This is a genomic window from Streptomyces sp. ISL-11 (genome assembly GCF_018614525.1).
In the GTDB taxonomy this organism is placed as follows: Bacteria; Actinomycetota; Actinomycetes; order Streptomycetales; family Streptomycetaceae; genus Streptomyces.
Genome location: NZ_JAGGOL010000032.1, coordinates 15,423 through 37,513 on the forward strand (window position 1 = coordinate 15,423; position 22,091 = coordinate 37,513).

General features: G+C 73.2%; 15 protein-coding genes and 3 pseudogenes. 12 read left to right on the plus strand and 6 right to left on the minus strand.

Going from position 1 to position 22,091, the window contains the following annotated elements; all coding sequences use genetic code 11:
* Positions 1 to 31 precede the first annotated feature (31 nt).
* On the plus strand, positions 32 to 1,012 hold the full coding sequence (mmuM, locus tag J7E86_RS09205) for a homocysteine S-methyltransferase (protein ID WP_215081077.1): 981 nt from the start codon (positions 32 to 34) through the stop codon (positions 1,010 to 1,012).
* Positions 1,013 to 1,119: 107 nt separating this feature from the next.
* Here mmuM and J7E86_RS09210 read toward each other — a convergent pair whose 3' ends face one another.
* Positions 1,120 to 1,338 (minus strand): hypothetical protein, encoded by a 219-nt coding sequence (locus J7E86_RS09210; protein ID WP_215081056.1) that lies wholly within the window; start codon positions 1,336 to 1,338, stop codon positions 1,120 to 1,122.
* A gap of 247 nt (positions 1,339 to 1,585) precedes the next feature.
* Between J7E86_RS09210 and panD the strand changes: the two genes are divergently transcribed.
* Positions 1,586 to 2,011, plus strand: a complete 426-nt coding sequence (gene panD / locus J7E86_RS09215; RefSeq protein WP_215081057.1) for an aspartate 1-decarboxylase — start codon at positions 1,586 to 1,588, stop codon at positions 2,009 to 2,011.
* A 49-nt stretch (positions 2,012 to 2,060) separates the two neighbouring features.
* Here the strand turns inward: panD and J7E86_RS09220 are convergent, their stop codons facing one another.
* Positions 2,061 to 2,900, minus strand: a complete 840-nt coding sequence (locus J7E86_RS09220; protein ID WP_215081058.1) for a hypothetical protein — start codon at positions 2,898 to 2,900, stop codon at positions 2,061 to 2,063.
* Positions 2,901 to 3,132: 232 nt separating this feature from the next.
* Here J7E86_RS09220 and J7E86_RS09225 point away from each other — a divergent pair, with 232 nt between their 5' ends.
* The 7 genes and pseudogenes from J7E86_RS09225 to J7E86_RS09260 all read left to right on the plus strand — a co-directional run.
* Positions 3,133 to 4,632, plus strand: a complete 1,500-nt coding sequence (locus J7E86_RS09225) for a hypothetical protein (RefSeq protein ID WP_215081059.1) — start codon at positions 3,133 to 3,135, stop codon at positions 4,630 to 4,632.
* 4 nt (positions 4,633 to 4,636) lie between these two features.
* Positions 4,637 to 5,386, plus strand: coding sequence for an NUDIX hydrolase (locus J7E86_RS09230; protein ID WP_215081060.1), 750 nt, complete (start codon positions 4,637 to 4,639; stop codon positions 5,384 to 5,386).
* Positions 5,387 to 5,420: 34 nt separating this feature from the next.
* Positions 5,421 to 9,487, plus strand: a pseudogene (locus tag J7E86_RS32000) (3' terminal RNA ribose 2'-O-methyltransferase Hen1); the annotation flags it as partial.
* An 84-nt stretch (positions 9,488 to 9,571) separates the two neighbouring features.
* Complete coding sequence (locus J7E86_RS09245) at positions 9,572 to 10,858, plus strand: arginine deiminase (RefSeq protein WP_215081063.1); 1,287 nt, start codon at positions 9,572 to 9,574, stop codon at positions 10,856 to 10,858.
* Between the two features lie 61 nt (positions 10,859 to 10,919).
* Positions 10,920 to 11,921, plus strand: a complete 1,002-nt coding sequence (gene argF, locus J7E86_RS09250) for an ornithine carbamoyltransferase (RefSeq protein WP_215081064.1) — start codon at positions 10,920 to 10,922, stop codon at positions 11,919 to 11,921.
* Between the two features lie 127 nt (positions 11,922 to 12,048).
* The gene (locus J7E86_RS09255; RefSeq protein ID WP_215081065.1) at positions 12,049 to 12,876 is read left to right on the plus strand and encodes an enoyl-CoA hydratase family protein; all 828 of its coding nucleotides are present in this window, start codon (positions 12,049 to 12,051) and stop codon (positions 12,874 to 12,876) included.
* Positions 12,873 to 15,144 (plus strand): annotated as a pseudogene (locus J7E86_RS09260) (bifunctional salicylyl-CoA 5-hydroxylase/oxidoreductase); the annotation flags it as partial. The gene J7E86_RS09255 and the pseudogene J7E86_RS09260, both read left to right, overlap by 4 nt.
* Here J7E86_RS09260 and J7E86_RS09265 read toward each other — a convergent pair.
* Complete coding sequence (locus J7E86_RS09265) at positions 15,132 to 15,971, minus strand: PaaX family transcriptional regulator C-terminal domain-containing protein (RefSeq protein ID WP_215081067.1); 840 nt, start codon at positions 15,969 to 15,971, stop codon at positions 15,132 to 15,134. The pseudogene J7E86_RS09260 and the gene J7E86_RS09265 overlap by 13 nt on opposite strands.
* On the minus strand, positions 15,964 to 17,616 hold the full coding sequence (locus J7E86_RS09270) for an AMP-binding protein (protein ID WP_215081068.1): 1,653 nt from the start codon (positions 17,614 to 17,616) through the stop codon (positions 15,964 to 15,966). Before J7E86_RS09270 ends, J7E86_RS09265 begins: the two co-directional genes overlap by 8 nt.
* Positions 17,617 to 17,793: 177 nt before the next feature.
* On the opposite strand from J7E86_RS09270, the gene J7E86_RS09275 reads away from it, so the two are divergent.
* The gene (locus tag J7E86_RS09275) at positions 17,794 to 18,918 is read left to right on the plus strand and encodes an acyl-CoA dehydrogenase family protein (RefSeq protein ID WP_215081069.1); all 1,125 of its coding nucleotides are present in this window, start codon (positions 17,794 to 17,796) and stop codon (positions 18,916 to 18,918) included.
* Entirely contained in the window at positions 18,915 to 19,313 is a 399-nt protein-coding gene (locus J7E86_RS09280) for a RidA family protein (protein ID WP_215081070.1), read from the plus strand. Before J7E86_RS09275 ends, J7E86_RS09280 begins: the two co-directional genes overlap by 4 nt.
* A 158-nt stretch (positions 19,314 to 19,471) precedes the next feature.
* Here J7E86_RS09280 and J7E86_RS09285 read toward each other — a convergent pair whose 3' ends face one another.
* Positions 19,472 to 19,903: a hypothetical protein gene (locus tag J7E86_RS09285; protein WP_215081071.1), complete on the minus strand. Its 432-nt coding sequence runs from the start codon at positions 19,901 to 19,903 to the stop codon at positions 19,472 to 19,474.
* Between the two features lie 95 nt (positions 19,904 to 19,998).
* Entirely contained in the window at positions 19,999 to 21,528 is a 1,530-nt protein-coding gene (locus J7E86_RS09290; RefSeq protein ID WP_215081072.1) for a UDP-N-acetylglucosamine 1-carboxyvinyltransferase, read from the minus strand.
* 81 nt (positions 21,529 to 21,609) lie between these two features.
* On the opposite strand from J7E86_RS09290, the pseudogene J7E86_RS09295 reads away from it, so the two are divergent.
* Positions 21,610 to 22,091: pseudogene (locus J7E86_RS09295) on the plus strand (DUF1648 domain-containing protein); the annotation flags it as partial.

The window sequence follows — 22,091 nt, forward strand, 5'->3', positions numbered from 1 at the left end:
CCGAGGAGGACCCGTGCCGTCCGCCCCCACCATGCCGCTCGCCGACGCGCTGGCGCGCGGGCCCCTCGTCCTGGACGGTGGCCTGTCCAACCAGCTGGCGGCGCAGGGCTGCGACCTGTCCGACACGCTGTGGTCGGCCCGGCTGCTGGCCGACGACCCGGCGCAGATCGAGGAGGCGCACGCCGCCTACGTACGAGCGGGCGCGCGGGTGCTCATCACCTCCAGCTACCAGGCCACGTTCGAGGGCTTCGCCCGGCGTGGCATCGGCGGGCAGGAGGCGGCGGGGCTGCTGCGCCGCAGCGTGGAACTGACCCGAAGGGCCGGGACGCCACAGCGAAAACGGGGGGCGGGGGAGGGAGGGGTGGGGGGAGGGGCCCCCTCCCCCCACCCTTCTCCCTGGGTGGCTGCCTCCGTCGGCCCCTACGGTGCGATGCTCGCCGACGGCAGTGAGTACCGGGGCCGCTACGGTCTGAGCGTCGCGGAGCTGGAACGGTTCCACCGTCCTCGCGTCGAGACGCTCGCCGAGGCCGGGCCCGACGTGCTCGCCCTGGAAACGGTGCCGGACATCGACGAGGCGGAGGCCCTGCTGCGGGCGGTACGGGCCGTCCGGACGCCCGTATGGCTGTCGTACAGCGTGGCGGGCGGGCGTACCCGGGCCGGGCAGCCGCTGCGGGAGGCGTTCGAGCTCGCCGCCGGGAACGACCAGGTCATTGCCGTGGGCGTCAACTGCTGCGCACCCGGTGACGCCGACCACGCCGTGGCGCTCGCCGCGGAAGTCACCGGCAAACCCGTCGTGGTCTACCCCAACAGCGGCGAGCGATGGGACGCGCGGGCCCGCGGCTGGCGGGGCCGGCCGACGTTCGACCCCGGCCGGGTCGCGGCCTGGCGGGACGCCGGTGCCCGCCTCATCGGTGGATGCTGCCGCGTCGGCCCCGACCGCATCGCGGCCCTCTCCCGCACCCTCGAAACCGGGTCCCACGAGCCCGCCCCTCAAACCCCGCGCACTCCCTGAGCCCGGCACCGAACCGACATCCTCTTCGCCACCCTCCGGGACAGCACTTCCACGAGGCGCGATCAGCCGAAGCGAACCTGAGTCACCCGCCCCTGCTCGTCCGTCGCTCAGGGCTGATCCAGACCATCCGCGATGTCCATCACCGAAACGGCGGCGAGAACACCACACGTGACCCTGACGGTCGTGGGCGTCAGGAGCCGCTTGACGTGCCCTGTGCCTCCCAGGAAGCCATGGATCCGCCACGCGGCATCGCGGTAGTTGCAAGCCACCATCACAGCGGCGACCCCCAAGGTCAGGTCCCGCGCGAACTCCGCCCACGTACCCATCAGGTCCCCCTCGGAGAGCTCGATGCCCGGTAGGGATCCCGACGGGCTTCGGGACCGGCCTCCGAGCCGGCTTCACGCACGGAGTGATCAGGTCCTGAGTCCGGGCGTGGCCACCACATGATCCCCCAGGCCGCTCGGCCACACCGACAGGGGTACCCCGCGAGACCCGAGGGCCGCTACCCTGGCTGGCGACGGCGCGTACCCCCCCCGGGGCCGCGACCCATTCACCGCAGGGAGATGTGACGCAGTGCTGCGCACCATGTTCAAGTCCAAGATCCACCGGGCCACGGTCACCCAGGCCGACCTGCACTACGTCGGGTCGGTGACCGTGGACGCCGCGCTGATGGAGGCGGCCGACCTGTTGCCGGGTGAGCTGGTCCACATCGTCGACATCGACAACGGCGCCCGCCTGGAGACGTACGTCATCGAAGGCGAGCGCGGCTCGGGCGTGATCGGCATCAACGGTGCCGCCGCCCACCTCGTGCACCCCGGTGACCTCGTCATTCTGATCAGCTACGCCCAGGTCGAGGACGCGGAGGCGCGCGCCCTCGTCCCCCGGGTCGTGCACGTCGACGCGGACAACAGGATCGTCGCGCTCGGCGCGGACGCCTCGGCCCCGGTTCCGGGCTCGGACACGGAGCGCAGCCCGCACGCCCGCGCCCTGGTGCCCTAGCCGGCGGCCCCTGTCCCCCCAGCGGCCGTAGCGGACCCCGCCGCCCCGCTCAGGCGGCGGGGACCGCGTCGAGCAGCCCGTGCAGGGATGCCTTCAGGTTCGCGGCGAAGGCGTCGCGCGTGCCGGCGTCCAGCAGGTCCAGGGACAGGTACGGGTTGAGGTCCTCCAGCTCGACCAGGAGGAGTTCGCCCTCCTGGGTGCGGCAGGCGTCCACGCGCTGGATGCCGTGCCCGATGTCGTTCCAGTCGACGAAGCGCTGTGCGAAGGCCAGGTCGGCGGCGGTGGGCTCGTACCGTTCCAGGACCCATCGCCGGCCGGTGTGCGGGGCATTGAGCGCGTACTGGAAGGTCCGGTCGATGAAGTAGAAGGACACCTCGTACTGGAAGTCGACGCGCGGCTGGACGAGCACGTCGCCGTATGCCAGCTCGCCGAGCCGGTCGCGGGGGAGGAACTCCAGACCTATCGAGTCGGCGCCCAGCTTCGGCTTGACCACGTACTCGGCCGCCTCGGGCAGGCGGCCGAGGTCCTGCGGGCGGTCGATGGTCGGGATGACGGGGTACCCGGCGGCGCTCAGGTCCAGGAGGTACCGCTTGCCGATCATGTCGGCCTTGCCGGTCAGCTGGTTGTAGACGCGTACGCCGCGCCGCAGCGCCTCGTCGCGGAACGCGTCGTACTCGGCCTGGTAGTGCAGCACCGGGCCGCTGTTGCGGATGACGACCACGTCGCAGGTCCCCATCAGCGCGGTCGCGTCCAGCGGGTGGCACAGGGCGACGTCGAAGTCCTCGCGGAGCCGCGAGCTCAGGAAGATGTCCTCGTCGCAGTACCGGCGCCCTCTGGCCTCGTAGGCCAGGTCGGTGACGTACAGGACGCGGGGCCGGGCGGAACGCATGATTCTCCTGGTGGATCGATTGATCGACAAAATACATGGCCTTGACACCGGCCTTCGCCAGGAGGTGTCGAGGACGCCCGCCCCGGTAGGAGCGGGTGGCCCCACTTCCCGCAACACCGGGCATGGGCCACGGCCTCACCGCTAGCGTGGATGCGGACGTGGGCGGTGCGCCGTACGAGCCGGGGGTGAGGGCATGGCTCAGGAATCAGGGGAACCCCGAGGATCACGGGACGTGGCAGCCAGGGTGGGGCCCGCGGGGCTGGTGCGGGGCGCGGTGATCGCGCAGTCCCTGGACAATCAGTGGGTCAACGCCGAGCTGACCAAGGACATGGTGCGGAAGGGCAAGTCCCTTCAGGACGTGGACGGCGTCAGGGGCAAGGAAGTGCGGGCGGAGTACTTCCGCAGTCTCATCAACACCCGCCAAGTGGTCGCCAACCGCGTGTTCTTCTACAACAACCGCGCCGTCAGCTGCGACCTGGTGGAGGGCGGAGCCGCGCGCCGCGCCCACCAGCGGCTGCTGGCGGACGGGGCTCTGGTGCCCTTCCTGCTGAACGAGCGCGAGCCCACCGATCCGCCACGGGGCGTGGACGTCGACCGGGAGGCGTTCACCGCCTGGCAGGACACCGTGGAGGCGATGCCCGCCGGCTCGCGCGTCACCTGCCTGCGGATGTCCTGGGACGACCAGGAGAACCGGGACACCACCAGGAGCGCGCTGTTCAACCCCTTCGCCGCGCGGGTGCAGGGGCTGACCGCGAAGGACATCCCCCTGCTCGCCGCCCAGGTCGGCGTTCCCGGGCGGCAGCACGCGCGGTTCGCCGAGCGGATCGGCGAAGTGGTCCAGCTGAGCAACGAGCGGCGCATCCGGGGCGAGCTCGTCACCCGGGGGGTGCTCTACGAGGAGTTCGTGTCCGTGCCGGGGTTACCGGTCTCCGAGGGCAGATACGACAAGCGGAAGCCGTTCGCCGGGGAGATCAAGCAGCTGCTGGACCTGATCTACAACGTCAACCTCGCCGACGCCCTGGGCATGTATCCGCTCACCCCGGCCGGCAGTCTCCGCCGGCTCGCGCTCCAGGAGTGGCGCGACGTGCGCACGACCGCGGACGGCGCGGTGACGGACCCGGAGCAGTTGATGCTGTTCCTGCGCCGGCAGGCGTTCTCCACGGTCCAGGACCGGCTCTCCCTCACGCCCTCCACCGTCGACACCCTGGCCCTCGCGGACATCCGCAGCCTGCGCGAGAGCGACGCCTGGGACGACTACATGCGGGCCTTCGACGCGCTGACGGCCGATCCGGCCGCCTTCGAGGACCGCGTGGGGCTGGTCTTCGACCGCTACGTCCGGCTCAACTCCGAGATCGTCCGCCTCGCCGACACCCGCGGTGACCGGCGGACGGGGGCCAACAGGTGGTCGCCCGTCATCGAGGTGGTCGTCGCCGTCGGCGGCGCCGTCTTCACCGCGGTCACCGGCGACGAGACGTGGAGCGTGGTCGGATCCCTCGGCTCGGTCTCCGCCGAGTGCGGCGGATCCGTCCAATTGGTCCTGCGCAACCGGGTGGAGGGCCGGCGCGAGCAGAAGTTCGCCCGGGAGATGGCCACGGTGCGGTTCGACAGCGCCCGCGAGTGGGAACAGTTCCACAGCATGGTGCGCAAGCTGCCGGGATACCGGGAGCAGGGCGGTCCTCCCGCGGCCGCCACCAGCTCCGCCACCATCCAGGACGAGATCCCGGAGTACTGAACCGGTGCGAGAAGAGGACCCGGCCGGCAGGACGGACACGACCCGGCCGCCGGACACGACGGCCGTCACCCCCTACGACCGGCTGCGCGCCGCCCGCCCCGAGCTGTTCGGCAACGCCCCCGGCGGGATCGACATCCTCCTGGACCCCCAGGCGATCGAGGAGGCCCGGCGCAGCGCCGGAGGGACCGCGGACGCGCCCGTCGGCGTCGTGTACGCCGACCGGTTCGTCACGCTCGTCCGCGACGCGGTCCGGTTTCCCGGCGGCTCCCTGGGGCTCTACATCCGGATGGTGTCCACCGCCGCGAGCCCCGGTGCGGTCGTCCTGCCGCTCATCGGCGCCGACGGTGTCGTGCTGGTCGAGCACTACCGCCACGCCACCCGGGCCTGGCACTGGGAAGCGCCTCGCGGAATGGGCGCGCCGGGGGCCACGGGCGCGGAGAGTGCCGTGCGGGAACTCGCCGAGGAACTGGGCACCGAGGCCACGGAGCTGATTCCGCTGGGCCGGGTGCACCCCGACACCGGACTGCTCGGCGATCACGTCGAGCTGTACGCGGCCCGCATTCGCTCGACCGGCGCCCTGGACACGGCCGAGGGCATCCGGCAGGCGGCCGTCCTGCCGTGGCCCAAGGTGGCGGAGATGATCGGCGACGGTGCCATCACCTGCGCGTTCACCATCGCCGTCTTCACCCGCGCGCGGCTGAACGGCCTGCTCGGCGACGCAGGGGAGAAACGGAGGCCGGAGGAAAAGCACTAGGGCACGCCGCGGTCCTGACGCGATAATCAACCGTGTGTTCCTGACGATAAGCACCACCGGCGACGTTGGTTCCCCCGCGACCGATCTCGGATTCCTGCTGCACAAACACCCCGACCGGGCGCAGCGGTTCTCCACCGCGCACGGCACCGCGCACCTCTTCTACCCCGAGGCGGACGAGGACCGTTGCACCGCGGCGCTGCTGCTGGAGGTCGATCCGGTCGCGCTGGTGCGGCGCGCGGCGGGCAGGGGGCGCGGCGGCGCGCCCGACTCGGCGCTCGCGCAGTACGTCAACGACCGCCCCTACGCGGCGTCCTCGCTGCTCGCGGTGGCGCTCGCCGGCGTGTTCTCCAGCGCCGTCAAGGGACAGTGCGCGGCCCGCCCCGAGCTGCCCGGCCGGCCCCGGCCGCTGCGGATCGAGGTACCCGCGCTGCCCGCACGCGGTGGCGCGGAGCTCGTGGAGCGGCTCTTCGCGCCGCTGGGCTGGACGGTGACGGCGGAGCCGGTGGCGCTGGACGAGACGTTCCCGCAGTGGGGCGACTCGCAGTACGTACGGCTGGTGCTGGAGGGCGAGGCCAGGCTCGCCGACGCCCTGCGGCACCTCTACGTCCTCCTGCCGGTGCTCGACGACTCCAAGCACTACTGGGTGGCCCCGGACGAGGTGGAGAAGCTGCTGCGCGCCGGCGAGGGCTGGCTGGAGCACCACCCCGAGCAGCGGCTGATCACCAACCGCTATCTCGCCCGCCGCTGGTCCCTCACCCGCGACGCCCTGGCCCGGCTCGCCGAGGCCGACGACACCGTGGCCGAGGAGCTCGACAACGCGGTCGACGAGGAGGCGGACACCGAGGAGAAGCCGGTGCCGCTGGCCGTACGGCGGCGCGAGGCGATCGTCGGCGCGCTGCGCGAGGCCGGTGCGGCCCGGGTCCTGGACCTCGGCTGCGGTCAGGGGCAGCTGGTGGGCGAGCTGCTGAAGGACCCGGCCTTCACCGAGGTGGTGGGCGTCGACGTATCGGTGCGCGCGCTGAAGGAGGCCGCGCGACGGCTGCGCCCGGAGCGCATGACCGAGCGCCAGGCCGCCCGGGTGCGCCTGCTGCAGGGTTCCCTCGCCTACACCGACCGCCGCCTGGCCGGCTACGACGCCGCCGTGCTCAGCGAGGTCGTCGAGCACCTCGACCCGCCCCGGCTGCCCGCCCTGGCGTACACCGTGTTCGGCTCCGCCCGGCCCGCCACGGTCGTGGTGACCACGCCCAACGCCGAGTACAACGTGCGCTGGGAGTCCCTGCCGGCCGGTCACGTCCGCCACGCCGACCACCGCTTCGAGTGGACGCGCGAGGAGTTCCGCTCCTGGGCGGGCGAGGTCGCCGGGCGGTACGGCTACGAGGTCGCCTTCACGCCCGTGGGACCGGACGACCCCGAGGTGGGGCCACCCACCCAGATGGCCACGTTCCACCGGCGCCCGGGCACCGGCACCACGAAGGAGGCGGAAGCCGCATGACCACCGACCCGGCCACCCCGGCGGAAGCCGCCCAGGCCCCCGTCCGTACCCTCGCCGTCCCCGACCTCTCCCTCGTGGTGCTGGTCGGCGCCACCGGCTCGGGCAAGTCCACCTTCGCCGCCCGCCACTTCACGCCCACCCAGGTCCTGTCCTCGGACTTCTGCCGCGCTCTCGTCAGCGACGACGAGAACGACCAGAGCGCCAGCGGTGACGCCTTCGACGTGCTCAACCACATCGCGGGCAAGCGGCTCGCGGCCGGCCGGCTGACCGTCGTCGACGCCACCAACGTCCAGCCCGAGAGCCGACAGCAGCTCGTACGGCTGGCCCGTGAGCACGACGTGCTGCCCGTCGCGATCGTCCTCGACATGCCCGAGGACGTGTGCGCCGCGCGCAACGCCGCCCGCCCCGACCGGGCCACGCTGCCGCGCCACGTCATCCAGCGCCACCGGCGCGAACTGCGCCGCTCGCTGCGCCACCTGGAGCGCGAGGGCTTCCGCAAGGTGCACGTCCTGCGCGGTGTCACCGAGGCCGAGTCCGCCGAGATCGTGCTGGAGCGCCGCTTCAACGACCTGCGGCACGTCACCGGGCCCTTCGACATCGTCGGCGACATCCACGGCTGCCGCTCCGAACTGGAGACCCTGCTCACCGAGCTGGGCTACGTCCTCGTCCGCGACGACGCCGGCCGCCCGGTGGACGCCACCCACCCCGGGGGCCGCACCGCCGCCTTCGTCGGTGACCTCGTCGACCGCGGCCCCGACAGCCCCGGCGTGCTGCGCCTGGTCATGGGCATGGTCGCCGCGGGCCACGCGCTGTGCGTGCCCGGCAACCACGAGAACAAGCTCGGCCGCCACCTGGCGGGCCGCAAGGTCCAGCACACCCACGGGCTCGCCGAGACGATCGAGCAGCTGGAGAAGGAGGACGGCGCGTTCCGCGAGCGGGTGCGGGAGTTCATCGAGTCGCTCGTCAGCCACTACGTCCTCGATGGCGGCGACCTCGTCGTCTGCCACGCCGGGCTGCCCGAGAAGTACCACGGCCGCACCTCCGGCCGGGTCCGCTCGCACGCGCTGTACGGCGACACGACCGGGGAGACCGACGAGTTCGGCCTGCCCGTGCGCTACCCCTGGGCGGAGGACTACCGGGGCCGCGCCGCCGTGGTCTACGGGCACACCCCCACCCCGTCCGCGACCTGGCTGAACAACACCATCTGCCTCGACACCGGCGCCGTCTTCGGCGGCCGGATGACCGCCCTGCGGTGGCCCGAGCGGGAGCTGGTGGACGTCCCGGCCGAGCGCGTCTGGTACGAGCCGGCCAAGCCGCTCATGAGCGAGGCCCCCGGCGGGGCGGACGCCCGCCCGCTGGACCTCGCCGACGTCACCGGCCGCCGGGCCGTGGAGACCCGTCACATGGGCCGGATCGCGGTCAAGGAGGAGAACGCGGCCGCCGCCCTGGAGGTGATGAGCCGCTTCGCGGTCGCCCCCGGGCTGCTGCCCTACCTCCCGCCGACCATGGCTCCCGTCGCGACCTCCAAGGAGGAGGGCTACCTGGAGCACCCGGCCGAGGCGTTCGCCGCCTACCGCGCCGACGGCGTGCGCCGGGTGATGTGCGAGGAGAAGCACATGGGCTCGCGGGCGGTCGCCCTGATCTGCCGTGACGCCGAGGTGGCGCGCGAGCGCTTCGGCGCGGCGGACGGTGTGCCGGGCGCGCTGTACACCCGAACCGGGCGGCCGTTCTTCGACGACCCGGAGACGACCGGGCGCGTCCTGGGCCGGCTGGCCCGCTGCATCGGGGGCGCCGACCTGTGGGAGGAGCTCGGCACCGACTGGATGCTGCTCGACGCCGAGCTGATGCCGTGGTCCCTCAAGGCCACCGGGCTGCTGCGCCACCAGTACGCGGCCGTCGGCGCCGCCTCCCGCGCGGTCTTCCCCGGCGCGCTCGCCGCCCTGGAGTCGGCGGCGGCGCGCGGCGTGGACGTCGCCGGCCTGCTGGAGCGGCAGCGCGGCCGGGCCGGGGACGCGGCGGCGTTCACGCAGGCGTACCGCCGCTACTGCTGGCCCGTGGAGGACCTCGACGGGGTCCGGCTGGCACCCTTCCAGATCCTGGCCGTCGAGGGCCGCAGCCTGGTCACGCTGGGCCACGACGAGCAGCTCGCCCTGATCGACCGGCTCGTCGCGCACGAGCGGGACGCGGGGGAGGGGGCCCCGGTCCTCGCCTCCACCCGCCGCCTGGTCGTCGACACCGAGGACGAGGCGTCCGTCGCCGCCGGTGTGGACTGGTGGCTGGAGATGACCGCCGCCGGTGGCGAGGGCATGGTCGTCAAGCCCCTCCAGGGGTTCGCCCGGCGCGCCGGCGGCGGGCTCGTACAGCCCGGTGTGAAGTGCCGCGGCCGGGAGTACCTGCGGATCGTCTACGGACCGGAGTACACCCGCCCCGACAACCTCGCCCGGCTGCGCGTGCGCCATCTCGGCCACAAGCGGTCCCTGGCGCTGCGGGAGTACGCGCTCGGCCTGGAGGCGCTGGAGCGGCTGGCGGCCGGGGAGCCGCTGTGGCGGATCCACGAGGCCGTCTTCGGCGTCCTGGCGCTGGAGTCGGAGCCGGTGGACCCCCGGCTGTAGCCGGGGCGTGGCGGGCCCGCCACGGCCGTGTCCCCGGCCGCGTGCCGAGTGATCACGGTGCCCACAGGTCAGGATGGGGGGATGGGATTCCATGTCGATTCCGAGGCCGGGCGGCTGCGCCGCGTCATACTGCACCGCCCCGGCCTGGAGCTGAAGCGGCTCACGCCCTCCAACAAGGACGCTCTCCTCTTCGACGACGTGCTGTGGGTGCGGCGCGCCCGGGTCGAGCACGACGGCTTCGCGGACGTGCTGCGCGAGCGCGGGGTCGAGGTGCACTTCTTCCAGGACCTGCTGGAGGAGAGCCTCCAGGTGCCGGCGGCGCGCGCCCAGGTGCTGGACCGGGTCTTCGACGAGAAGGAGTACGGCCCGCTCGCCACCGGCCACCTGCGGGCCGCCTTCGACGGCCTGCCCGCCCCCGAGCTGGGCTCCTGGCTGGTCGGCGGGATGACCAAGCGGGAGTTCCTGGAGAGCTGGTCGGAACCGGTGTCCGTGCGCTTCCACGCCATGGACCTGGACGACTTCCTGATCAATCCGCTGCCCAACCACCTGTTCACCCGCGACACCTCCGCATGGATCTACGACGGGGTGTGCGTGAACGCGATGCGCTGGCCCGCCCGTTGGCACGAGACCGCGCACTACGAGGCCGTCTACCGCCACCACCCGCTCTTCGCGGACGGCTTCGGCCAGGGCTCCGCGCGGGACGGCTTCCACGTCTGGTCCGAGGGCCAGGCGGCCTACCCGTCGACGATCGAGGGCGGCGACGTGCTGGTCATCGGCGAGGGCGCGGTGCTGATCGGGATGAGCGAGCGGACCACCCCGCAGGCCGTGGAGATGCTCGCCCACCGGCTCTTCGCGGCCGGCTCCGCCCGTACGATCGTGGCGCTGGACATGCCCAAGCGACGGGCGTTCATGCACCTGGACACGGTGATGACCATGGTGGACGGCGACACGTTCACGCAGTACGCCGGGCTCGGCATGCTCCGCTCGTACACCATCGAGCCGGGGGTGGGCGACAGGGAGCTGAAGGTCACCGACCACCCGCCCGAGCACATGCACCGGGCGATCGCCGCCGCCCTCGGGCTGGACGCGGTGCGCGTGCTGACCGCCACGCAGGACGTGCACGCGGCGGAGCGGGAGCAGTGGGACGACGGCTGCAACGTGCTGGCCATCGAGCCGGGTGTCGTGGTGGCCTACGAGCGCAACGCCACCACCAACACCCACCTGCGCAAGCACGGGATCGAGGTGATCACGATCCCCGGCAGCGAGCTGGGCCGGGGCAGGGGAGGACCGCGCTGCATGAGCTGCCCGATCGAGCGGGACGCGGTCCCGCGCGGGGAGGGAATCGCACCTCCGCCCCAGCGTGCATAGTGATGCGGCACATCGTATAGAGTTCCATTTTTCCCGCAGTCGTGAGCTAGGAGCCCACCCCATGGCGACAGACCTCAAGGGCCGCCACTTCCTCAAGGAGACGGACTTCACCGCCGAGGAGTTCCACAGTCTCGTCGAGCTCGCCGCCGAGCTCAAGGCCGCCAAGGCCACGGGCGTGGAGGTGCCGCGGCTGACGGGCCGGAACATCGCGCTGATCTTCGAGAAGACCTCCACCCGCACCCGCTGCGCCTTCGAGGTCGCCGCCGCGGACCAGGGCGCCCGCACCACCTACCTCGACCCCGCGGGCTCCCAGATCGGCCACAAGGAGTCGGTGCGGGACACCGCCCGGGTCCTCGGCCGGATGTTCGACGCGATCGAGTACCGCGGGCACGGCCAGGACATCCTGGAGGAGCTGGCCGCCTCCGCCGGGGTGCCCGTCTTCAACGGCCTCACCGACGAATGGCACCCCACCCAGATGCTCGCCGACGTGCTGACCATCTCCGAGCACACCGCCAAGCCCCTGGAGCACGTCGCCTACGCCTACCTCGGCGACGCCCGCTACAACATGGGCAACTCCTACCTGATCACCGGCGCCCTCCTCGGCATGGACGTCCGCATCGTCGCCCCCCAGGAGCTCTGGCCCGCCCCGGAGATCGTCGCCCTGGCCCGGCGGTACGCCGACACCAGCGGCGCGCGCATCACGCTCACCTCGGACGTCGCCGAGGGTGTGCACGGCGCCGACTTCGTCGCCACCGACGTGTGGGTGTCGATGGGCGAGCCCAAGGAGGTCTGGGACGCGCGGATCGCGCTGCTGGCCCCGTACGCCGTGACCATGGACGTGCTGCGCGCCACGGGCAACCCGGCGGTGAAGTTCCTGCACTGCCTGCCCGCCTTCCACGACCTCAACACCACCCTCGCCCAGGAGATCCACGAGCGCCACGGACTCACCTCCCTGGAGGTGACCGACGAGGTCTTCGAGTCCCCGCACTCCGTCGTCTTCGACCAGGCCGAGAACCGGATGCACACCATCAAGGCCGTCCTGGTGGCATCCCTGGCGCGCTGACGCGGACGCGGGCGGGGCGGCGGCCGGCGGGCCGCCGCCTCTATCGCGTGGTCGTGACGACAGTCACACAGCGGTGATAACTTCGCAGGGCAGGCACCAGCCCCCCGGCTGAAGGAGGCCGCGCTCGATGAGTCCGTTCACCGGCTCCGCGTCCCGCACCGAGGAGTGGCGGCACCTGCGCCTGACCCTCGACGCCGGCGTCGCGACCGTCACCCTCGCCCGCCCCGCCAGGCTCAACGCCCTCACCTTCGGCGCCTACGCCGACCTGCGCGACCTGCTGCCCGAGCTGGCCCGCGACGGCTCCGTACGCGCCCTCGTGCTCGGCGGCGAGGGACGGGGCTTCTGCTCCGGCGGCGACGTCGACGAGATCATCGGGGCCACCCTGGCCATGGACGCCGGCCGGCTCCTGGACTTCAACCGCATGACCGGACAGGTCGTCCGGGCGCTGCGCGAGTGCCCCTTCCCCGTGATCGCCGCCGTGCACGGCATCGCCGCCGGCGCCGGCGCCGTCCTCGCGCTCGCCGCCGACTTCCGCGTCGCCGACCCCACCGCGCGCTTCGCCTTCCTCTTCACCAAGGTCGGTCTCTCCGGCGGCGACATGGGCGCCGCCTACCTCCTGCCCCGCGTCGTCGGCCTCGGCCACGCCACCCGGCTGCTGATGCTCGGCGAGCCCGTACCCGCCGAGGAGGCGGAACGCATCGGGCTCATCAGCCGGCTGACGGCCGAGGGGGAGGCCGCCGGCGCCGCCTCGTCCCTCGCCCGCCGCCTCGCCGACGGACCCGCCCTCGCCCACGCGCGGACCAAGGCCCTGCTGACCGCCGAACTCGACATGCCGCTCGCCGCCGCCGTCGAACTCGACGCCGCCACCCAGGCCCTGCTGATGCACAGCGCCGACTACGCCGAGTTCCACGCCGCCTTCACCGAGAAGCGGCCGCCCGCCTGGCGGGGCCGATGACGGCCGCGCGGGTCGCCGTCATCGGCGGCGGCCCCGGCGGCCTCTACGCCGCCGCCCTGCTGAAACGTCACGCCCCCGAGTGCCGGGTCACCCTCTGGGAACGCAACGCCCCCGACGACACCTTCGGCTTCGGCGTCGTCCTCTCCGACGAGACCCTCGGCGGCATCGCGGACGCCGATCCCGCCGTCCACACAGCGCTGCGCGAGGAGTTCGTCCGCTGGGACGACATCGACATCGTCCACCGGGGCACCACCCTGCGCACCGGCGGCCACGGCTTCGCCGCCCTCGGCCGCCGACGGCTCCTGCGCATCCTGCACGCCCGCTGCCGCGATCTCGGGGTCGACCTCCGCTTCCGCACCGAGGCACCGCCCGCCGCCGAGCTGGCCCGCTCCAGCGACCTGGTCATCGCGGCCGACGGTGTCAACAGCCGCACCCGCGCGGCACACCGCGACCACTTCCGCCCCACGATCACCACGCACCGCTGCCGCTACATCTGGCTCTCCGCCGACGTCGCCTTCGACGCCTTCCGCTTCGAGATCGCCGAGACCGAGCACGGCATCATGCAGCTGCACGCCTACCCCTACGCGCACGACGCCAGCACCGTCATCGTGGAGATGCGCGAAGAGGTCTGGCGCCGCGCCGGGCTCGACCGGTGCGACGAGGCCGCCTCCGTCGACCGGTGCGGCGCGTACTTCGCGAAGGCCCTCGGCGGGCGGCCCCTGCGCTCCCACCGCTCCGCCTGGACCGCCTTCCGCACCGTCACCAACGCCCGCTGGTCCCACGGCAACACCGTCCTCCTCGGCGACGCCGCCCACACCGCCCACTTCTCCATCGGATCCGGCACCAAGCTCGCCGTCGAGGACGCCGTCGTCCTCGCCCGCCACCTCCGGCGTCGCCCCGGCGTCGACGACGCCCTCGCCGCGTACGAGGCCGAGCGGCGCCCGGCGGTCGAGTCCGCCCAGCGGGCCGCCCGGGCCAGCCTGGAGTGGTTCGAGAACCTCCACCTGCACGTCGACCGCCCGCCCCGCCGCTTCGCCTTCGACCTCCTCACCCGCAGCCGCCGCGTCACCCACGACAACCTCCGCCTGCGCGACGCCGCCTTCGTCGCCTCCGTCGAGGCCGAGGCCGGCGTACCGCCCGGCACACCGCCCATGTTCACCCCCTTCCGGCTGCGCGGACTGACCCTGCGCAACCGCGTCGTGGTCTCGCCCATGGACATGTACTCCGCCGTCGACGGCACCCCCGTCGACTTCCACCTCGTCCACCTCGGCGCCCGCGCCCTCGGCGGCGCCGGCCTCGTGATGACCGAGATGGTCTGCGTCAGCCCCCGGGGCCGCATCACCCCCGGCTGCTCCGGCCTCTACGCACCGGAGCACGAGCACGCCTGGCGCCGCGTCACCGACTTCGTCCACACCGAGGCCCCCGGCACCGCCATCGGCGTCCAGCTGGGACACTCCGGCCGCAAGGGCTCCACCCGCCGCCAGTGGGAGGGCATGGACGACCCCCTGCCCAGCGGCAACTGGCCCCTGGTCGCGCCCTCCCCGCTGCCCTACCGGCCCGGCGTGAGCCGGATACCGGACGCCCTGACCCGCGCAGGCATGACCGCCGTCCGCGAGCAGTTCGTCCGCGCCGCCCGGGCCGCCGCCCGCGCCGGCTTCGACCTCCTCGAACTCCACTGCGCCCACGGCTACCTCCTCTCCGCCTTCCTCTCCCCGCTCACCAACCACCGCGACGACGCCTACGGCGGCGACCTCACCGCACGCCTGCGCTACCCCCTGGAGGTCTTCGACGCCGTACGGGCCGCCTGGCCCGCCGACCGGCCGATGACCGTCCGCGTCTCCGCCACCGACTGGGCGGACGGCGGCACCACCGCCGAGGACTCCGTCGCCGTCGCCCGCGCCTTCGCCGCCCACGGCGCCGACGCCCTGGACGTCTCCACCGGCCAGGTCGTCCCCGACGAGCGGCCCGAGCGCGGCCGCTCGTACCAGACGCCCTTCGCCGACCGCATCCGCCAGGAAGCGGGCGTGCCGGTCATCGCGGTCGGTGCCATCTCCTCCTGGGACGACGTCAATTCGCTGATCCTCGCCGGCCGCGCCGACCTCTGCGCCCTGGGCCGCCCCCACCTCTACGACCCGCACTGGACCCTGCACGCCGCCGCCGACCAGGGCTACACCGGGCCCGGCGCGCCGTGGCCGCCCCCGTACCGCGCGGGCAGCCGCAAACCGCCCGCCGGCCGCCGCACCTGACCCGCGCCCTCAGCGCACGCTCAGGTTCACGAACCGGGCCCCCGCGTCCCGCAGCCGGGAGTGCAGGGCCGCGAACACCCGCGCCGCCCGCACGCCCGGCCAGTCGCCCGGCAGCAGCGCGGTCGGCAGCCCCGGATCGGCGTAGGGCAGCCGCCGCCAGGAGTCCAGCGCCAGGAGGTAGTCGCGGTACGCCTCCTGCGGCGCCACCATCCGCCGGCGCGACCAGCGCCGCAGCACGGGCTCGTGGGCGTCCAGGAAGGCGTGGTGCTGCCGCGCCAGGGCCGCCAGGTCCCACCAGCGGCCCACCGCCTCGGCGGTGGGCTCGAAACCGAGGTGGCCACCCTTGAACAGGTCGACGTACGGCGCCAGTCCCAGCCGCTCCAGGGTGTGCCGGGTCTCCTCGTGCACGTGCGCCGGGGCGATCCACACCCCGGGCGCCGCCGTGCCGAACCCCAGCCGCGCCAGGCGCGAACGCAGCAGGTGCCGCTTGTGCCGCTCCTCCTCGGGCACCGAGAACACCGCGAGCAGCCAGCCGCCGCCGGACCGTGCGGAGGAGCGGCCGTAGATGCGCCGGTCGCCGTCCTCCAGCAACTGCCGTGCGCCGTCGGAGAGTCCGTACCCCGCGGCACCGTCCGGTGTGCGGCCGGCGACCAGCAGTCCGCGGCGTTTGAGCCGGGAGACGGCGGACCGCACCGACGGCGAGTCGACGCCCACGGCGCCCAGCAACCTGATCAGGGCGGCGATCGGTACGGGTCGGCAGCCCGGATGGTGGGCGCTTCCGCGACCGTACGCGCCGTAGAAAGTGACGATGAGGGACCGAGGAGTGTGGAGTGGTTGCTGGTCAGTCACGGGGAAACTGTAAAGCGCTGTTGCGCAGTCGGAATCGCTGGAGTTTGCCGGTGGGCGTGCGCGGGAGGGCGTCGTGGAACTCGATCTCGCGAGGGCACTTGTAGGGAACGATCTCCTTTTTGGTGAACTCCCGCAGCGCCGCCGTGGTCTCCTCGCCGCGCGGCACGCCCTCCCGCAGCACCACATGGGCGACGACGATCTCGCCGCGCCGCGCGTCGGGGCGGCCGACGACGGCCGCCTCCACCACGTCGGGATGGCGCATCAGCGCCTCCTCGACCTCCGGGCCGGCGATGTTGCAGCCGGCCGAGACGATCATGTCGTCGGCGCGGGCCACGAAACGGAAATGGCCGTCGGGTTCACGGATGTAGGTGTCCCCGGTGAGGTTCCAGCCGTCGCGCACGTAGTCGCCCTGTCGCGCGCCGCCGAGGTAGCGGCAGCCGGTGGGCCCCCGCACGGCCAGCAGGCCCGGTGTGCCGTCGGGCACCGGCCGGCCGTCGGGGCCGAGGACGCGCGCCTCGTAGCCGGGCACCGGCAGGCCGGTGGTGCCGGGGCGAATGGCGTCGTCGGCGGCGGAGATGAAGATGTGCAGCATCTCGGTGGCGCCGATGCCGTTGATGACGCGCAGGCCGGTGGCGCGCCGCCAGGCGTGCCAGAGCGCGGCGGGCAGGTGCTCGCCGGCCGAGACGCACCGGCGCAGGGAGGAGGTGTCGTGGGCGGCCAGCCGGGGGAGCATCGAGCGGTAGGCGGTCGGCGCGGTGAACAGGACGGTGACGCGGTGCCGTTCGATGTCGTGGAGCAGCCGATCGGGTCCGGACCAGGCGCTCAGCAGTGCCGAGGCGCCCGCGCGGAGCGGGAAGACCACCAGGCCGCCGAGTCCGAAGGTGAAGCCGAGCGGCGGGCTGCCGGCGAAGACGTCGTCGGGGCGGGGACGCAGCACGTGCGCCGAGAAGGTGTCGGCGGTGGCGAGCACGTCCCGGTGGAAGTGCAGGCAGCCCTTGGGGCGTCCGGTGGTGCCGGAGGTGAAGGCGATCAGCGCGACGTCGTCGGCGGAGGTGTCCACGGGCGCGTACGATGCGGGTTTGCCCGCCGCCAGCCGCAGAAGGTCGGAGGGAGAGTTTCCCCCGTACGGGGTGACCCGTAAAGGGACGTCGTCGAGGGTGACGGACGCGCCGGCGAGGTCGTCGGCCGACCGCGCGTCGCACAAGGCGTGCCGTACGCGGGCCAGTTCGCAGATGGCCGCGAGCTCGCGCGGCCGTTGCGCGGCCAGGACGGTCACGGCCACCGCACCCGCCTTCATCACCGCGAGCCAGCAGGCGGCGAGCCAGGGCGTGGTGGGACCGCGCAGCAGCACGCGGTTGCCGGGGACGACACCCAGGTCGTCGCGGAGCGTGTGCGCGATGCGGTCGACGTGCCCTTGGAGCCGGCCGTACGACCAGACGCCGCCCGCGCCGTCGTGCACGGCGGGCCGGTCCGGGCCCAGCCGGGCCACGGTCGCGTCCAGCAGCTCCGCACCGCAGTTGAGCCGCGCGGGGTAGCGCCGACCGCCGCCCGGGGCGGAGACGGGGAGGAGGTCCGGCCACTGCCCGACGGGCGGGAGGTGGTCGCGGGCGAAGGTGTCGACGTGGGCCGACGGCTGGAGCTCCATCGCGCATGCGCCCCCTCGCGCCGAGCGGGAATGAGACGTTCTTCGAAGAGGTGAGGTGAACGGGGGGTCTTGCCAGGGGTGCAGGTCCGCTGTCAGCGTAGCGAGTCGGTGACGGCAGTCAACAGAGCGCGATACGCGGTCGGGAGTGACCGCGCTCGGCCGGGAGGGAGACCGCCGGTGACCACCCCGTTCGCACTGGACGCCACGCAGCGCGCGTGGTGCGCCGAACTGCGCGCCCTGGCCGCCGAACGGCTGCGCCCGCTCGCGGAGCGGGGCGAGCCCGGCCGCGTGAACCGCCCCCTCGTCGCCGCCCTCGGCGCACTCGGCCTCCTCGCCCGTCTCTTCCCCGCCGACGGGCCCGTGCGCGCCATGGAGCTGTGCCTGCTGCGCGAATCCCTCGCCCGGGAGTGCACGGAGGCGGAGACGGCCCTGGCGCTGCAGGGCCTGGGGGCGTACCCCGTCGTGCAGTCCGGCACCGCCGCGCAGCGTGCCCGGTGGATGCCGGAGGTGGTCGCGGGCCGCGCGATCGCCGCGTTCGCGCTGAGCGAGCCGGGGGCCGGCTCGGACGCGGCGGCGCTGGAGCTGCGCGCAGAACGCGACGGCGCGGGCTGGCGCCTGACGGGCGAGAAGGCGTGGATCTCCAACGCCCCCGAGGCCGACCTGTGCACCGTCTTCGCCCGCACGGGCGAGGCACCCCGCGCGCGGGGCGTGACGGCCTTCCTGGTGCCGGGCGACCGGCCGGGCCTGAGCGGCCGGTCGCTGGAGATGCTCAGCCCGCACCCTGTCGGCACCCTCGCCTTCGACGCCGTCCCCGTAGGCCCCGACGACGTGCTCGGGAGGCCCGGCGGGGGATTCCGCGTCGCCATGCGCACCCTCGACCTGTTCCGGCCCAGCGTCGGCGCCTTCGCCGTCGGCATGGCCCGCGCCGCCCTCGCCGCGGCCGTCGGCCACGCGGGCCGGCGCCGGGCGTTCGGCGGCCCGCTGAAGGACCTCCAGGCGGTCTCCCACCGGCTCGCCGACATGGCCACCCGTACCGAGGCCGCCGCGCTGCTGGTCTACGCGGCGGCGTCGGCGTACGACGCGGGGGAGCCGGGCATCGCGGCCCGCTCGGCGATGGCCAAGCTCCTCGCCACCGAGACGGCGCAGGAGGTCGTGGACGCCGCCGTGCAGCTCCACGGCGCCCGTGCCCTCCAACGCGGCCACCTCCTGGAACACCTTTACCGCGAGGTGCGCGCCCCGCGCATCTACGAGGGCGCCACGGAGGTCCAGCGCACGATCATCGCCAAGGAGCTGTACCGATGAGCCTGGAACGGATCAACCCGGGGGCGCTGTCCCCGCCCACCGGCTTCAGCCACGCCGTGACGGCCACCGGCGGCCGGCTGGTCCTCCTGGCGGGCCAGACCGCCCTGGACGCCGGGGGCGAGCTGGTCGAGGGCGGCCTGCCGGAGCAGTTCGAGCGCGCCCTGGCCAATCTCCTCACCGCCCTGCGCGCCGCCGGCGGCACGCCACGGGACCTCGCCCGCGTCACCGTCTACACCACGGACGTCGCCGCCTACCGCGCCCACGCCCGCGAACTCGGCGTCGTCTGGCGCCGCTTGGCCGGCCGCGACTACCCGGCCATGGCGGTCATCGGCACGACACGCCTGTGGGACGAGCGGGCCCTGGTCGAACTGGACGGCATCGCGGTCCTGCCCTGACCTCTCAACCGTGTGCCGTGTCCGGCGGATCAATCGGTTGAGCTCAGCCGGAAATCAAGCCCGTCCGGCGCTTGAGGACGCGCCCGCAGGGCGCCCGCCGCCGCGGGCGGCAAAATCGGCCCGCGGCCGAGGACCCGCCGGACACCATCGTCCGGCTCTCAGAAGCCGGTGCACGTGGCCGTCGCGGAGGCGCCGCTCGCGGTGTCGGTCCTCGGGTCGCCGTCGTCGATCCGCACCGAGCACGTGGCCGTGCCGCCGTCCGGGCCGACGGTGACGGCGAGCAGGCCGCCCTTCGCGAAGCCCTTCGTGCGCAGCTCCTTGCGCCAGGGAAGCGGCCGGTCCTCCTCCTGACGCGTCCGCCGCTCCCCGTCCTGCCAGGTCGAGTAGGCGATGTTCACCCGCCGCGCGTCACCGGTGACCTCGTAGGTGACCCGGACGGTCTTGTCGGCCTCGTTCGACAGGCCGACCACGAGCACCGCGCACCCGCCGGCCAGCAGGATCACGACGGCGAGCAGCACCCACGGCCACCGCCGGCGCCTCCGCCCGTGAGGGTGCGCCGCGTGGTCCGGATGAGAGAGGGGTTCGCTCATGCAGCCAGCTTCATCCGCCCCGCCCGCCCCCGCGACCCGGAACTGGCCGTCCGAGGGGGGCGCGGGGGAGGCGGGCCGCCGAGGCGGGGCCGGTGTCAGATGTCGCGGAAGATCTCGATCTGCGCGCCGATCGTGTTCAGCCGCTCCGCGAGGTCCTCGTAACCCCGGTTGATGACATAGACGTTGCGCAGCACCGAGGTGCCCTCGGCCGCCATCATCGCCAGCAGGACCACCACCGCGGGCCGCAGTGCCGGCGGGCACATCATCTCGGCGGAGCGCCAGCGGGTCGGGCCCTCGACGAGGACGCGGTGGGGGTCGAGGAGCTTGACGTCGGCGCCGAGACGGTTGAGGTCCGTGAGGTAGATGGCGCGGTTGTCGTAGACCCAGTCGTGGATGAGGGTCTGGCCCTGCGCGGTGGCGGCGATGGCCGCGAAGAAGGGGACGTTGTCGATGTTGAGGCCGGGGAACGGCATCGGGTGGATCTTGTCGATCGGCGCGCGCAGCTTGGAGGGCCGCACGGTCAGGTCCAGCAGCCGCGTACGGCCGTTGTCCGCCGGGTACTCGGCGCTGCGCTCGTGGTCGAGGCCCATCTCCTCCAGTACGGCGAGCTCGATCTCCATGAACTCGACCGGCACGCGGCGGATCGTCAGCTCGGACTCGGTCACGACGGCGGCGGCGAGCAGGCTCATCGCCTCGACCGGGTCCTCGGAGGGCGCGTAGTCCACGTCGCGGTCGATGGTGGCGACACCGTGCACGGTAAGGGTCGTGGTGCCAATGCCCTCGACCCTTACACCCAGCTGCTCCAGGAAGAAGCAGAGGTCCTGGACCATGTAGTTCGAGCTGGCGTTGCGGATGACGGTGACGCCGTTGTGGCGGGCCGCGGCGAGGAGGGCGTTCTCGGTGACGGTGTCGCCCCGCTCGGTCAGCACAATCGCCCGGGTGGGTGCGACCGAACGGTCGACCTGGGCGTGGTAGGTGCCGTCGGTGGCGGTGACCTCCAGGCCGAAGTGGCGCAGCGCCGTCATGTGCGGCTGCACGGTGCGGGTGCCGAGGTCGCAGCCGCCCGCGTAAGGGATCTTGAACTGGTCCATGCGGTGCAGCAGCGGGCCGAGGAACATGATCACGCTGCGGGTGCGGCGGGCGGCCTCGGTGTCCATCGAGGCCAGGTCCAGCTCGGCGGGCGGCACGATCTCCAGGTCGTTGCCGTCGTTGATCCAGCGGGCCCTGACGCCGATGCTGCCGAGCACTTCGAGGATGCGATAGACCTCCTCGATGCGCGCGACCCGGCGCAGCGTGGTCCGGCCGGCGTTGAGGAGCGTGGCGCACAGCAGCGCCACGCAGGCGTTCTTGCTGGTCTTGACGTCGATGGAGCCGGAGAGGCGGCGACCGCCGACGACCCTGAGATGCATCGGCCCGGCGTAACCGAGCGAGACGATTTCGCTGTCCAGCGCCTCACCGATGCGGGCAATCATATCAAGGCTGATGTTCTGATTTCCGCGCTCGATCCGATTGACGGCGCTCTGGCTGGTTCCGAGTGCGTCCGCGAGCTGCGACTGGGTCCAGCCACGGTGCTGTCGGGCGTCGCGGATGAGCTTGCCGATACGGGCGAGGTATGCGTCGGTCATGCGTCAGACGGTATCTCAGATATGAGATCTCTTCCCCCTCTGCATTGTTCTACTACTATGCGAACAACTTGGAGGTCATGGGTGAAGATGTCCGCACGCCCGGCGACGTACCGGCGGTCCGTGGCCGTCGTCCTGGCGCCCTACCTGCTGTGTTGTGCCGTTTTCCTGACGGTCCTCCTCGTCCTGCGCGACCGCCTGCCCGACCCGGTCGCCACACATTTCACGGGCGGCGGGCGCGCCGACGGGCATACGAGCCTGGGCGCGCTTCCGTACGTGGCGCTCGGGCTCCTCGTGGTACCCGGCGCCGTCCTCACGGCATGCGCCGTCGCCCTGAACGGCGGACGCGCCGGCGGGAAACCGGGCGTGCGCCCCGTGACCGCGCTCGCCTACGGCGTCGCGGGACTCCTGGCCGTCCTCCTGACCGGCCTGCTCGTCGTCAACGCCCGTGCCGCGTCCGCCGAGGACGCACGGCTGCCCCTCGGGGCGCTGTTCGCCGCGCTCGCCGTCGCCGTGGCGGCCGCCGGCGTCGGCGCGCTGGTGGCCGGCCGGGAGAAGCCCACGGC

Excerpts from the sequence above, each read along its gene's own strand:
- mmuM (WP_215081077.1), top strand. The coding sequence starts at position 32 with ATGCCGCTCGCCGACGCGCTGGCGCGCGGGCCCCTCGTCCTGGACGGT.
- J7E86_RS09280 (WP_215081070.1), top strand. The coding sequence starts at position 18,915 with ATGAGCCTGGAACGGATCAACCCGGGGGCGCTGTCCCCGCCCACCGGC.
- argF (WP_215081064.1), top strand. The coding sequence starts at position 10,920 with ATGGCGACAGACCTCAAGGGCCGCCACTTCCTCAAGGAGACGGACTTC.
- J7E86_RS09255 (WP_215081065.1), top strand. The coding sequence starts at position 12,049 with ATGAGTCCGTTCACCGGCTCCGCGTCCCGCACCGAGGAGTGGCGGCAC.
- J7E86_RS09285 (WP_215081071.1), bottom strand. The coding sequence starts at position 19,903 with ATGAGCGAACCCCTCTCTCATCCGGACCACGCGGCGCACCCTCACGGG.
- J7E86_RS09290 (WP_215081072.1), bottom strand. The coding sequence starts at position 21,528 with ATGACCGACGCATACCTCGCCCGTATCGGCAAGCTCATCCGCGACGCC.
- J7E86_RS09220 (WP_215081058.1), bottom strand. The coding sequence starts at position 2,900 with ATGCGTTCCGCCCGGCCCCGCGTCCTGTACGTCACCGACCTGGCCTAC.
- J7E86_RS09245 (WP_215081063.1), top strand. The coding sequence starts at position 9,572 with ATGGGATTCCATGTCGATTCCGAGGCCGGGCGGCTGCGCCGCGTCATA.
- J7E86_RS09270 (WP_215081068.1), bottom strand. The coding sequence starts at position 17,616 with ATGGAGCTCCAGCCGTCGGCCCACGTCGACACCTTCGCCCGCGACCAC.
- J7E86_RS09210 (WP_215081056.1), bottom strand. The coding sequence starts at position 1,338 with ATGGGTACGTGGGCGGAGTTCGCGCGGGACCTGACCTTGGGGGTCGCC.